General features: G+C 68.5%; 11 protein-coding genes. All 11 read right to left on the bottom strand.

The window, feature by feature from the left end; genetic code table 11:
• Nucleotides 1-8 precede the first annotated feature (8 nt).
• Nucleotides 9-3,599, bottom strand: coding sequence for a chromosome segregation protein SMC (smc, locus tag G6N32_RS09105; RefSeq protein ID WP_115319317.1), 3,591 nt, complete (start codon nucleotides 3,597-3,599; stop codon nucleotides 9-11).
• 11 nt (nucleotides 3,600-3,610) lie between these two features.
• Nucleotides 3,611-3,898 carry an acylphosphatase gene (locus tag G6N32_RS09100; RefSeq protein WP_115319316.1) on the bottom strand — a complete coding sequence of 96 codons (288 nt, stop codon included), beginning with the start codon at nucleotides 3,896-3,898 and terminating at the stop codon, nucleotides 3,611-3,613.
• Nucleotides 3,879-4,295 (bottom strand): OsmC family protein, encoded by a 417-nt coding sequence (locus G6N32_RS09095; protein ID WP_115319315.1) that lies wholly within the window; start codon nucleotides 4,293-4,295, stop codon nucleotides 3,879-3,881. The genes G6N32_RS09100 and G6N32_RS09095 overlap by 20 nt, the downstream gene beginning before the upstream one ends.
• A 34-nt stretch (nucleotides 4,296-4,329) precedes the next feature.
• On the bottom strand, nucleotides 4,330-5,193 hold the full coding sequence (gene mutM / locus G6N32_RS09090; RefSeq protein ID WP_115319314.1) for a DNA-formamidopyrimidine glycosylase: 864 nt from the start codon (nucleotides 5,191-5,193) through the stop codon (nucleotides 4,330-4,332).
• Between the two features lie 27 nt (nucleotides 5,194-5,220).
• Nucleotides 5,221-5,868 carry a ribonuclease III gene (rnc, locus tag G6N32_RS09085; RefSeq protein WP_276047952.1) on the bottom strand — a complete coding sequence of 216 codons (648 nt, stop codon included), beginning with the start codon at nucleotides 5,866-5,868 and terminating at the stop codon, nucleotides 5,221-5,223.
• Nucleotides 5,869-5,909: 41 nt separating this feature from the next.
• The gene (locus G6N32_RS09080) at nucleotides 5,910-6,509 is read right to left on the bottom strand and encodes a YceD family protein (protein WP_115319312.1); all 600 of its coding nucleotides are present in this window, start codon (nucleotides 6,507-6,509) and stop codon (nucleotides 5,910-5,912) included.
• A 58-nt stretch (nucleotides 6,510-6,567) separates the two neighbouring features.
• The gene (gene sepIVA, locus G6N32_RS09075; protein ID WP_115319311.1) at nucleotides 6,568-7,305 is read right to left on the bottom strand and encodes a cell division protein SepIVA; all 738 of its coding nucleotides are present in this window, start codon (nucleotides 7,303-7,305) and stop codon (nucleotides 6,568-6,570) included.
• A 169-nt stretch (nucleotides 7,306-7,474) separates the two neighbouring features.
• Complete coding sequence (locus tag G6N32_RS09070) at nucleotides 7,475-8,041, bottom strand: hemerythrin domain-containing protein (RefSeq protein WP_115319310.1); 567 nt, start codon at nucleotides 8,039-8,041, stop codon at nucleotides 7,475-7,477.
• Nucleotides 8,042-8,130: 89 nt separating this feature from the next.
• The gene (gene coaD / locus G6N32_RS09065) at nucleotides 8,131-8,616 is read right to left on the bottom strand and encodes a pantetheine-phosphate adenylyltransferase (protein ID WP_115319309.1); all 486 of its coding nucleotides are present in this window, start codon (nucleotides 8,614-8,616) and stop codon (nucleotides 8,131-8,133) included.
• An 11-nt stretch (nucleotides 8,617-8,627) separates the two neighbouring features.
• Nucleotides 8,628-9,179, bottom strand: a complete 552-nt coding sequence (rsmD, locus tag G6N32_RS09060) for a 16S rRNA (guanine(966)-N(2))-methyltransferase RsmD (RefSeq protein WP_115319308.1) — start codon at nucleotides 9,177-9,179, stop codon at nucleotides 8,628-8,630.
• Entirely contained in the window at nucleotides 9,176-12,586 is a 3,411-nt protein-coding gene (locus tag G6N32_RS09055) for a pyruvate carboxylase (RefSeq protein WP_115319307.1), read from the bottom strand. Before G6N32_RS09055 ends, rsmD begins: the two co-directional genes overlap by 4 nt.
• Between the last annotated feature and the right edge of the window lie 11 nt (nucleotides 12,587-12,597).

Below are 12,597 nucleotides of genomic sequence, written 5' to 3'. Positions count from 1 at the left end.
GCAGACGGTTACGGCGCCGCGCTGGCGACCAGCTCTTGGCCGCGCATCCGCTGCGAGATCACCGTGGTGATGCCGTCACCCTGCATCGTCACGCCGTACAGGGCGTCGGCGATCTCCATGGTCGGCTTCTGGTGGGTGATGACGATCAGCTGTGACTGTGACCGCAACTGCTCGAACAGCCCGATGAGCCTGCGCAGATTGACGTCATCGAGGGCGGCCTCGACCTCGTCCATGACGTAGAACGGCGACGGCCGGGCCCGGAAGATCGCCACCAGCATGGCGACCGCGGTCAGCGACTTCTCGCCGCCGGAGAGCAGCGAGAGCCGCTTGACCTTCTTACCGGGCGGGCGGGCCTCCACCTCCACGCCGGTGGTCAGCAGGTCGCTCGGGTCGGTCAGCAACAGCCGGCCTTCACCGCCGGGGAACAGCGTTGCGAACACCTGCTCGAACTCGCGCTCGACGTCGGCGTACGCCTCGGCGAACACCTGCAGGATGCGCGCATCGACGTCGGCGATCACGTCGAGCAGATCCTTGCGGGCGGCCTTGACGTCTTCGAGCTGCGTGGACAGGAAGTTGTAGCGCTCCTCGAGCGCGGCAAACTCTTCCAGCGCAAGCGGATTCACTCGGCCCAGTTCGGACAGCTCGCGTTCGGCCCGCTTGGCCCGGCGTTCCTGAGTCGGACGGTCGAACCGCATCGGCGCCGGCGCCATGACCTGCTCGCCGCGCTCCTTGGCCTGTTCGTATTCGGCCATCTCCAGCTCGGACGGCGGCAGCGTCACATCCGGGCCGTATTCGGCGATCAGATCGTCGGCGGACATACCGAACTGCTCCAGCACCATCTGCTCGAGCTGTTCGATGCGCAGCGACGCCTGTGCCTTGGCCACCTCGTCGCGGTGCAGCGAGTCGGTCAGCGCGGCGATCCGGCTGTTCAGCGTGGTGACTTCCTCACGCGCAGCGGTCATCGCGGTAGCGCGTTCCTGCCGTTCGGCGGCCAGCGCATCACGGCGCCGGGACGCCGCCGCCACCACACCGGACAGGTGCCCGGCCACACGGCGTCCGGCCTCGGCTACCGCGGCCGCGACCGCGGCGGCGTGCTCGCGCGCGGCGCGTGCGCGCTGAGCGCGAACGCGCGCCTCCCGCTCGGCCGCGGCGGCTCGTCGCAACGAATCCGCCCGTCCACGAACGGCATTCGCACGTTCCTCGGCGGTGCGCACGGCCAGCCGCACCTCGACCTCGACGGCACGGGCTTCCTCGGCGGCGGACTGCATGTACTGGCGGTCCTCGGGCGCGTCTTCGACCTCGGTCGCCCCGTCCTGGGCGGCGGCCAGCCGGTTCTCGAGCTCGGTGAGCTCCTCCACCGTGCGCAGCCGACCGGCCTCGAGCTCGTCGCGCTGAGCCTGCTGGCGGCGCCACTCCCCCTCGGCGGCGCGGGCTTCCTGCCCGAGCCTGCCGAGCTGTTCGTAGATCGCGGCGATCGCGGCGTCGGATTCGTTGAGCGCCGCCAGCGCTTGTTCGGCGGCGTCCTGGCGCTCACCCTGCTCGGTGAGCGCGCCGGCCAGCGCGGCCGACAACTCGGCGACCTGGGTCTCGGCTGCCGCGAGTTCGCGGGTGGCCTTGTCGATTTCGCCGGCGATCTCCAGTGTGCTCGGCTTGCGGTCGGAGCCACCGCTGACCCACCCCGCGCCAACCAGGTCACCGTCGAGGGTGACCGCGCGCAGCGCCGGCTGTGCCGCGACCAGATCCAGCGCGGCACCAAGATCCTCGACGACGGCGACGTCGGCGAGCATCGCCGTCATGGCGCCCTGAAGTCGGCCCGGCGCCTCGATCAGATCCAGCGCCCACAACGCGCGCTGGGGCAGTGAACCGGATTGGCGCGGCGCGATCGGCCAGTCCCCCAGCACGATCGCAGCCCGGCCACCGTCGGCGTCCTTGAGCGCTCGCACCGCCGAACTGGCGGCGTCGAAGTTCTCGGCGGCCACCGCGTCGGCCGCGGCGCCCAGCACCGCCGCCAACGCCCCCTCGTAGCCCGAACGCACTTTGACCAAGTTGGCAATCGTGCCGAAAAGTCCTGCACCGCCGCGGTTTTCCGTCAGCCAGGCCGAGCCGTCCTTGCGCTCCATCCCGACTGCCAACGCATCGATGCGAGCACGCAGCGAGGCGACCTGGCGTTCGGCGCTGCGCTCGGCGGCCTGCAACTCGGCCACCCGCTCGTCGGCCAGCCGCAGCGCGGTGATCGTGCGGTCGTGCTGCTCGTCGAGGCCGACCTCGCCCTGGTCCAGTTCACCCACCCGGCCCTGCACGGTCTCGAACTCGGCCCTGGCGTGCTGGGTGCGGGCGGCCGCCTCTTCGATCGCGGTGGTCAGCCGGGCGACGCCCTCGTCGATGGACTCGACCCGGGCGCGTACGGTCTCAACCTGCCCGGCCAGCCGGGCGAGCCCTTCGCGGCGGTCGGCCTCGGCGCGCACGGCGGCCATATGGGCACGTTCGGCTTCGGCGGCCGCGCGTTCACGCTCGGAGAGCTCGGCGCGGGCGAACTCCAGCCTTGATTGCGCCTCGGCCAGCTCTGCCAGCAGCTCCTGCTCCCGTGCGGCGACCTCGTCGGCCTCGGCTTCCAGCTCGTCGGGGTCCGGGCCCGTGCTCGCGGTGGGCTCGGTCTCGAGGTATTGCGCTCGCTCAGAAGCGATCCGGACGGTGGCGCTGACCCGTTCGGCCAGCGCCGACAGCCGGAACCAGGCCTGCTGGGCGGCATCGGTGCGTTCGGACAGCGTGGCCACCGCGGCCTCGTGAGCGGCCAGCGCCGCGCCGGCGACGTCCAGCCGCTTCGCGGCCTCGTCGTGCTCGCGGCGCAACGTGGTCTCGGTGTCGTCGGCACCGGCGAACTCGGCCCGCCGGGTGACCAGGTCGTCGGCGGCCAGGCGCAGCCGCGCGTCGCGCAGGTCCGCCTGAATCGTCTGAGCTCGCCGCGCCATCTCGGCCTGGCGGCCCAGCGGCTTGAGCTGACGGCGCAGCTCGGTGGTCAGGTCGGTGAGCCGGGCCAGGTTGGCGGCCATCGAGTCGAGCTTGCGGACCGCCTTTTCCTTGCGTTTGCGGTGCTTGAGCACGCCGGCGGCCTCTTCGATGAAGGCCCGCCGGTCTTCTGGGCGCGACTCGAGGATCTGTGAGAGCCGGCCCTGACCGACGATGACGTGCATTTCGCGGCCGATGCCGGAGTCGCTGAGCAGCTCCTGGACGTCCATCAACCGGCAGCTGGTGCCGTTGATCTCGTACTCCCCGGCGCCGTCGCGGAACATCCGCCGGGTGATCGACACCTCGGAGTACTCGATCGGCAGTGCGTGGTCGGAATTGTCGATGGTCAGCGTCACCTCGGCGCGGCCCAGCGGGGCCCGCGAGGAGGTGCCGGCGAAAATGACGTCTTCCATCTTGCCGCCGCGCAGCGTCTTCGCCCCCTGCTCGCCCATCACCCAGGCCAGCGCGTCGACGACATTGGACTTACCGGAGCCGTTCGGTCCGACCACGCAGGTGATGCCGGGCTCGAGGCGCAGAGTCGTCGCCGCGGCGAAGGACTTGAAGCCCTTCAGGGTCAGACTCTTGAGGTACACGGCGTGCCAGACTACCGCTCGCCAAAGCCTCTGATGGCTTCGCCGCGCGGTGACCAGTCGACAACAACCTTGTCGACGTGCCCAGGTGTTTTCCCACTATTGAGCAGCTGTAACAGCTGTTCACATGCGTCACGGGGACCCTGCGCGACGACCAGCACCCGGCCGTCGGGCTGATTGGACGCGTACCCGGTCAGACCCAGCTCCAACGCACGGGATCGAGTCCACCAGCGGAAACCCACGCCCTGGACGTGGCCGTGCACCCAGGCGGTCAGGCGGACGTCAGGATCGGCCAACGTCATCCACCTCGAACCGGACCTCGGTGCCGGATTTCAGGGTGCGACCCACGGTGCACACCTGGTCGATCGCCCGGTTGACCACCACCACCAGCCGCTCGATCTCCTCCGGGGACAGCCCGGACAGGTCGATTTCCAGCTTCTCCGCCAGCAGCGGGTAGCGCTCCTGCTCCCGGTCGGCCGGCCCGGATACCCGGATCGTCGCCGGATAATCGTCGCCGAGGCGGCGGCGCAGCGGTTGATCGCTGCTCAGCCCGCTGCACCCGGCCAGCGCGATCTTGAGCAGCTCGCCGGGGGTGAAGACACCCTCGTCGGTCTCCGAGCCGATCAGCACTTCGGCGCCGCGGCTGCTGCGCCCGGTGTAGCGGCGGATGCCGGTGCGTTCCACCCACAGCTCAGTCATATGTTCATGTCTCCTTGGTCTCGACGTGCGGGCCTCAACGCCGTGGGCGCGGCTGACCCGGTCTTCGTTGACAGCGTGGGCAGTAGAACGACGAGCGATTCATGAACTTCTCGCGGCGGATCGCGGTGCCGCAGCGCGGGCACGGCCGGTCCTCCTGGCCGTAGACGTTCAGCGACCGGTCGAAGTACCCGGACTGCCCGTTGACGTTGACATACAGCGAGTCGAACGAGGTGCCGCCCTGGCCGAGCGCTTCACGCATCACCTCTCCTGCCGCGTCGAGCAGTTCGCCGAGTTGGCGGGGGGTCAGGTTCTCGGCCAGCCGCGCGCCGTTGATCTTGGCCCGCCACAACGACTCGTCGGCGTAGATGTTGCCGATACCCGACACCACGGTCTGATCGAGCAGCTGCCGCTTGATCTCGGAGTGCTTGCGGCGCAACACCGTAACGACAGCGTCGCGATCGAACCGGGGATCCAGCGGATCGCGGGCGATGTGCGCCACCGGCTCGGGCACTCGGCTGCCGTCGACGTCGACCAGGTCGGCCAGCTGCCACCCGCCGAACGTGCGCTGATCGACGAAGCTCAGGGCGGTGCCGTCGTCGAGCAGCGCCGCGATGCGCAGATGGTTGGTGTTGGGTACCGGGCCCAACAGCATCTGGCCGCTCATACCCAGGTGCACCACCAGTGCGGCTTCGTCATTCAGGGTCAGCCACAAGTACTTTCCGCGCCGGTCGGTGCCGGTGATCTGCGCGTCGAGCAGCCGGGCGGTCAGATCGGCCGCACCGGCAACGTGGCGGCGCACGGCCCGGGGATGGTGCACCCGTACCGCGGAGATCGACCTGCCTGCGACGTGAGCCTGCAGACCGCGCCGCACCACCTCGACCTCAGGCAGCTCAGGCATCGCAGTAACACCGAATGCGACTGTGGCTCAAGCGTTGTCCAGCGCGTTCCACGCCGCGGCGGCGGCCTTTTGTTCGGCTTCCTTCTTTGACCTGCCGACGCCGTTTCCGTACTCGGTGTCCATCACCAGGACGACGGCGGTGAATTCCTTGTCGTGGTCGGGCCCGGTGGAGGTGACGACATACGACGGCGGTCCCAGACTGCGCGCGGCGGTGAGCTCCTGCAGGCTGGTCTTCCAGTCCAGGCCCGCCCCCAGCGTCGGCGCGGTGTCCAGCAGATTGCCGAACAGCCGCAGGATCACGTCGCGCGCCACGTCGATACCGTGCTGCAGATACACCGCGCCCAGCAGCGATTCCATGCCGTCGGCCAGAATGCTGGACTTGTCGGCTCCGCCGGTGTTGACCTCGCCTCGGCCCAGCAGCAGGTGCGCGCCGAGGCCCTCGTCGGTCAGAGCTCGTCCCACGTCGGCCAGCGCCTGGGTGTTGACGATGCTGGCGCGCAGTTTGGCCAGGTCACCTTCGGTGCGTTCGGGATGGCGATGGAACAGCTCGTCGGTGATCGTCAGGCCGAGCACCGCATCGCCGAGGAACTCCAGACGTTCATTGGTGGGCAGGCCGCCGTGCTCGTAGGCATAGCTGCGGTGGGTCAACGCCAGCGTCAGCAAGTCTTCCGGCATGTCGACGCCGAGTGCGGCAAGCAGATTTTCGCGTGGCGGGCTCACGACGCGCCGGCCCCGGGTTCGGGGGTGTCGGCGTCTGCTGCAGGGAACATGCCCGCCAGCTTGGCGAACCGCGGGTCGATCACGTCGTGCTGGTGGCCGGGTTCTCCTGCCAGCACGACACCACACTGCGGGCATAGCCCCGCACAGTCCTCGGTGCACAACGGGGCGAACGGCAGCGCCAGGCCGACGGCGTCGACGATCGGCTGTTCCAAGTCGATGGTCTGGTCGACGACGTGGCCGACCTCGTCTTCCTCGGTGGTGGATTCCGTCGCGCTGTCGGGGTAGGCGAACAGTTCGGTGAGCGAGATCTCGACATCACCGGTGATCTCGGTCAGGCAGCGGGAGCACTCGCCGCGGGTCGGTGCGTACACGGTGCCGGTGACCAGGACACCCTCGGACACCGACTCCAGGCGCAGATCCAGCGTGAGGTCCGCACCGCGTTCGATGGCGACCAGGTCCAGCCCGATCCGCGATGGGCTGGGGACGGTTTGGTGCAGCTCGAGCATCGAGCCGGGGCGGCGCCCCAAGCGGGAGATGTCGAGAACGAGCGGCGACCGTGGTTTGCGCTTCGTCTGAGCACTGCGTGAAGTCGCCATGTTCCGATCTTAAAACCCGGCGCCGGGCGATTGTGCCAGTAGGCGCGGGCCGGGACGCTCAGCGCTGCGCGTAGTCGTGGGTGCCCGCGGCGGTGCGCAGTTGGTGACGCCCGCGGCTCACCGAACGCAATGTGCCGTTGAGGTAGTCCTCGAACTGGGCGAGTTTGTTGTCGACGTAGATGTCGCACTCGCCGCGCAGCCGGTCGGCTTCGGCGTGGGCGGTGTCGATCAGCCGGGTCGACTCGGCGTTGGCCGCCTGGACGACCTCGGTCTGGGAGACCAGCCGCTGCTGCTCCTTGATGCCTTCCTGCACGGCCTTCTCGTAGGAGATGTTTCCGCTCTCCACGAGCCGGTCGGCCTCGGCCTTGGCCCGGCTGGTGGCCGCTTCGTACTCGCGCTTGGCGGTCGCCGCCAGGCGGCTCGACTCGTCGCGAGCCTCGGCGACCATACGTTCGCTGTGCTGACGCGCCTCGGCGACCATCCGGTCGGCCTGCGATTTGGCGTCGGCCAGCAGCCGGTCGGCCTCGGCGCGGGCATGGCTCAGCAGGGAGTCGGCCTCGGCGGTCGCGTTCGACACCATCGAGTCGGAGTGCTCTTTGGCCTCCCGCAGCAACGAATCGCGGGCGTCCAACACATCCTGGGCGTCGTCGAGTTCACCGGGGATGGCGTCCTTGATGTCGTCGAGGAGCTCCAGCACGTCACCGCGCGGCACCACGCAACCAGCCGTCATCGGAACGCCGCGGGCCTCTTCGACAATCGCGCTCAATTCATCGAGCGCTTCAAAAACTCGGTACACGGCGCCACCCTCCTGGGCTTGTTGGTAGTGACCAGTGTGCCTGCTGTTACGCCTGTGACTGCGGTGGCGGCCCGGTGTGTCGGGCAGACATTTCTGGCAACCGCACCGGTCAGGGGCGTCTCGACGACGATTATGTCGGCTCGGCACCCCCGAGGAGGCGGATCCGGCGCTACTTGATGGCGGCCGAGATCGCGTCGCGGGCGCGGTCGAGCATCGATGCGAACGGACCGACGGCGAAATTCAGGACGGCCGACTCCACTCCGGCGTGCGGGCGGGTCGGGGCGATCGCCTCGGCGGCGCGCACGGCTCCGGCCATCCGCTCGAGCGCCTCATCGTCCAGCTCGGCCTGCAGCTGGCTGAACTCCTCGTTCTCCTCGCGTTCGGCGTGCTCGACCACCGCATCGCGAAATTTCATGAGCTCGTCGAGGAACTCCTGGGAGTCGACGTCCATCTTTTCCAGAGCCGACAGCTGTTCCTTGGCCTCGTGCTCCTCGGCGATCCGGGCATCGACGATGTTGTCACCGTCGGTCAGCTCGTGCCGCGCACGCGGATGGACCACCATCTCCTCCGCGGTTTCGTGCACGGCGAGGAGCTGCCGCAGATCGACGAACGCCTTCTCCCGGGCCTTGGACTCCGAGGCGGACAGCACGTCGTCGAACATGTCCTTGATCAGGTTGTGCTGGTGCTTGAGAAAGTCGACGACGTCCGTCGTGGACTGCACAAATGTTTCGACCACAGCAATGCCTCCGCTGTTTGGTGGGTTGTCGGCGCAGGGCTGTGCGCCACCTAGGCGGTACCCGGCGGACCCGACACCAAACCCAATGGTCAGCGCGCGCGCTGTGCCAGCTTGGCCTGCAGTCGGCGGTTCACCGACTCCGGCAGCAGCGCCGAGACGTCACCGCCGAATGTCGCAACCTCTTTGGCCAGCGACGAGGAGACGAACGAGTACTGCGGTGTGGTGGCCACGAAGAAGGTGTCCACGCCGGCGATGTGCTTGTTCATCTGGGCCATCTGCAGCTCGTACTCGAAATCGGTTCCGGTGCGCAGACCCTTGACGATCGCGGTCATTCCGCGCTGCTTGACGAAGTCGACGACCAGTCCCTGCCCGGACTCGGCGTGCAGGTTCGGCAGATGGGCGGTCGCTTCGGAGATCATCGCGATCCGCTCGTCGATGTCGAACATCCCGGACTTGTTGGGATTGATCAGCACGGCGACGATCACCTCGTCGAATTGCGCTGCGGCGCGCTCGAAGATGTCGACATGACCCCGCGTCACCGGATCGAACGATCCCGGGCATACCGCGCCACTCATAGCGGATGACGCTAGCAGGCCGCGATCTCGATCCGGGTATCTCCGTACCGGCGGTTGTCCCAGGCCGTCCAGCCCGCCGGCCAGGACAGTTCCGGCGACGACGTGGCGCGCTCGACCACCACCACGCTGCCCGGCGCGACCCAGCCGTGTCGGCCCAAACTTGCCAGCACGGCCTCGATGTCGGCGCTCGACACCTCGTACGGCGGATCGGCCAGCACCAGGTCCACAGGTCCATCGGCGCCGGCGGCGAGCACCGCGGCGACCGCCCCGCGGCGTACCGTCGCTCCCGGCAGGCCCAACGTCGCGACGTTCCGTTTGATGACAGCGGCTGCGCGCGAATCACTTTCGACGAACAACGCCGAGGCCGCACCGCGCGAGAGCGCTTCCAGCCCGAGCGCCCCCGAACCGGCGTAGAGGTCCAGCACCCGCAGACCATCGAAATCCCGCCGCGCGGCAAGGACATTGAACAATGCTTCACGGACCCGGTCCGTGGTCGGTCGGGTGCCACGGGGCGGCACATCGAGGCGCCGGCCGCCCGCACTGCCCCCGACGATGCGGGTCAGGCCGATCCCCCGGTCAATCCCTCCGAACCGATCACCACCAGCAGGTCACCGCCTTCGACCTGCGCGGTGCTGCTGACGGCGACGCGAGTGACGGTGCCGCTCTTGGGTGCGGTGATGGCGGCCTCCATCTTCATCGCCTCGATGGTGGCGATGGTCTGGCCCGCTTTGACCTTCTCGTCGACGGCGACCCCGACGGTGACCACCCCGGCGAACGGAGCGGCGACGTGATCGGGGTTGGTCCGGTCTGCCTTCTCGGCGGCCGGCACGGTTTCGGCGATGTTGGTGTCGCGCACCAACACCGGGCGCAGCTGGCCGTTGATGATGCACATCACCGTGCGCATTCCGCGTTCGTCGGGTTCGGAGATGGCCTCCAGCCCGACGATCAGCTCGACACCGCGCTCAAGCTCGATGCGATGTTCGTCGCCGTGCCGCAGACCGGACCAGAACTGGTTGGCCGAAAGTCCCGAGGTGTCGCCGTACTCTTCGCGGTGCGCCTCGAATTCCCTGGTGGGCCCGGGGAACAGCAGCCGGTTCAGTGCCGCCTGGCGGGCCGGGCCCGGTTCACCCAGCACCTTCTCGTCTTCGACCGACAGCGACTTTTCGGGCTTGGCGGCCCCACGCCCTTCCAAAGCCTTGGTGCGCAACGGTTCTGGCCAGCCGCCGGGCGGATCGCCAAGCTCGCCGCGCAGGAACCCGATGACCGAGTCCGGGATGTCGTGGCGGGCCGGGTCTTCGGCGAACTCCTCGGCGGTGATCCCCGCACCGACCAGGGCCAGCGCCAGGTCGCCGACCACCTTGCTCGACGGCGTGACCTTCACCAGCCGGCCCAGGATCCGATCGGCTCCCGCGTAGGCGTTCTCGACGTCCTCGAACCGCTCGCCCAGCCCCAGCGCGATGGCTTGGGTACGTAGGTTGCTCAGCTGGCCGCCGGGGATTTCGTGGTGGTACACCCGGCCGGTCGGTGCGGGCAGGCCGGCTTCGAACGGGGCGTACACCCGGCGCAGCAGCTCCCAGTACGGCTCCAGGTCGCATACCGCGTCGAGGTTGATGCCGGTGTCGTACGGCGTGTGCGCCGCGGCGGCGACGATCGCCGACAGCGGAGGCTGGCTGGTGGTGCCCGACAGCGGAGCCGCCGCCCCGTCCACCGCGCTGGCGCCGGCATGCCAGGCCGCGGTATAGGTGGCGAGCTGACCGCCCGGGGTGTCGTGGGTATGCACGTGCACCGGCAGGTCGAAGCGGCTCCGTAGCGCGGAGACCAGCGTGTGCGCCGCCGGTGGGCGCAGCAGCCCGGCCATGTCCTTGATCGCCAGCACGTGGGCGCCGGCGTCGACGATCTGCTCGGCCAACCGCAGCCAGTAGTCGAGCGTGTACAACGTCTCGGCCGGGTTGGACAGGTCGCCGGTATAGGACATCGCGACTTCGGCGACCGCCGAGCCGGTCGCGCGCACCGCGTCGATGGCCGGCCGCATCGACTCGACGTTGTTGAGCGCGTCGAAGATTCGGAAGATGTCGACACCGGTGCGAGCGGCCTCGTCGACGAACGCGTGCGTCACCGTTTCCGGGTAGGGCGTGTAGCCGACGGTGTTGCGGCCGCGCAGCAGCATCTGCAGGCAGATGTTGGGGATCGCCTCACGTAGCGAGGCCAGCCGCTCCCACGGGTCTTCCTTCAAAAACCGGAGCGCGACATCATAAGTCGCTCCACCCCAGCATTCGATGGACAGCAGTTCCGGCGTCATCCGAGCGATGTACGGGGCGACTTTGAGCAGTCCCGAGGACCGCACGCGGGTCGCCAGCAGTGACTGATGGGCGTCGCGGAACGTCGTATCTGTCACGCCGATCGCGGGAGTTTCCTTGAGCCACTTGGCGAATCCCTCAGGACCCAGTTCATCGAGGCGCTGCTTGCTGCCGGGCGGCGGGGCGCTCGTCGCGATGTCGATGTCGGGCAACTTGTCCTGCGGGTAGTACCGGGGCCGGTCGCGGTACGGCGAGTTGACCGTCACCTCGGCCAGGAACTTCAGCATCTTGGTTCCGCGGTCCGCGGAGGTCCGCGACGTCAGCAGTTCGGGACGCTCGTCGATGAACGACGTGGTGATCCGCCCGGCCTGGAAATCCGGATCGTCCAGAACCGCTTGCAGGAACGGGATATTCGTCGAGACGCCACGGATCCGGAACTCGGCTACCGCCCGCTTGGCACGGGCCACCGCGGTGGGGAAATCGCGGCCACGACAGGTGAGCTTGACCAGCATCGAATCGAAATGCGCGGCGATGTCAGCGCCAAGATGGGTCCCGCCGTCGAGCCGAATACCCGCGCCGCCCGGCGAGCGGTAGGTGGTGATCCGTCCGGTGTCGGGGCGGAATCCGTTGGCCGGGTCCTCGGTGGTGATGCGGCATTGCAGGGCCGCACCGTGCGGCGCGATGGCGTCCTGGCTCAGACCCAGATCGGCCAGCGTCTCCCCCGATGCGATCCTCAACTGCGCCGACACCAGGTCGACATCGGTGATCTCCTCGGTCACGGTGTGCTCCACCTGGATCCGGGGATTCATCTCGATGAACACATGCCGGCCGCGCTCGTCGAGCAGGAACTCGACGGTGCCCGCGCAGGTGTAGCCGATGTGGCGGGCGAAGGCGACGGCGTCAGCGCAGATCTGGTCGCGCAGAGCCGGATCCAGGTTGGGCGCCGGGGCCAGTTCGATGACCTTCTGATGGCGGCGCTGCACACTGCAGTCGCGCTCGTAGAGGTGGATGACGTTGCCGTAGGTGTCGGCGAGGATCTGTACTTCGATGTGACGCGGGTTCACCACGGCCTGTTCGAGGAACACCGTGGGATCACCGAAGGCGGACTCGGCCTCGCGGCTGGCAGCCTCGATCGACTCCGGCAATGCCGACGGCTCGGTCACCCGGCGCATTCCGCGGCCGCCGCCGCCGGCGACGGCCTTGACGAACAGTGGGAACTCCATGTCCTCGGCGGCAGCGACCAATTCCTCCACCGAGGCCGACGGCGCCGACGACGTCAGCACCGGCAGGCCCGCCTCGCGGGCCGCGGCGATCGCTCGAGCCTTGTTGCCGGTGAGTTCGAGGATCGAGGAGTCGGGGCCGACGAACGTGATCCCCGACGCCGCGCAGGCTGCCGCCAATTCGGGATTCTCCGACAGGAAGCCGTAACCGGGATAGATCGCGTCCGCGCCGGCCGCCTGCGCGGTGGCGACGATCTCGTCGACAGACAGGTACGCCCGTACCGGATGCCCGACATCGCCGATTTGATACGCCTCGTCGGCCTTGAGGCGGTGCAACGAATTGCGGTCCTCGTACGGGAAGATCGCCACCGTGCCGATGCCCATTTCGTAGGCGGCGCGGAAAGCTCGGATCGCAATCTCACCGCGATTGGCCACGAGGACTTTGGAAATCACTCAGATACCCT

Source organism: Mycolicibacterium aichiense, from assembly GCF_010726245.1.
Classification (GTDB): domain Bacteria; phylum Actinomycetota; class Actinomycetes; order Mycobacteriales; family Mycobacteriaceae; genus Mycobacterium; species Mycobacterium aichiense.
The sequence above is the reverse complement of the archived record's forward strand: the minus strand, read 5'-3'. Positions and strand labels throughout refer to the sequence as shown.

Bases quoted from the DNA above. Each gene is read 5' to 3' on its own strand.
- G6N32_RS09095 (WP_115319315.1), bottom strand. From the start codon at position 4,295: ATGACTGAGCTGTGGGTGGAACGCACCGGCATCCGCCGCTACACCGGG.
- rnc (WP_276047952.1), bottom strand. From the start codon at position 5,868: ATGCCGGAAGACTTGCTGACGCTGGCGTTGACCCACCGCAGCTATGCC.
- G6N32_RS09080 (WP_115319312.1), bottom strand. From the start codon at position 6,509: ATGGCGACTTCACGCAGTGCTCAGACGAAGCGCAAACCACGGTCGCCG.
- coaD (WP_115319309.1), bottom strand. From the start codon at position 8,616: ATGAGTGGCGCGGTATGCCCGGGATCGTTCGATCCGGTGACGCGGGGT.
- mutM (WP_115319314.1), bottom strand. From the start codon at position 5,193: ATGCCTGAGCTGCCTGAGGTCGAGGTGGTGCGGCGCGGTCTGCAGGCT.
- G6N32_RS09100 (WP_115319316.1), bottom strand. From the start codon at position 3,898: ATGACGTTGGCCGATCCTGACGTCCGCCTGACCGCCTGGGTGCACGGC.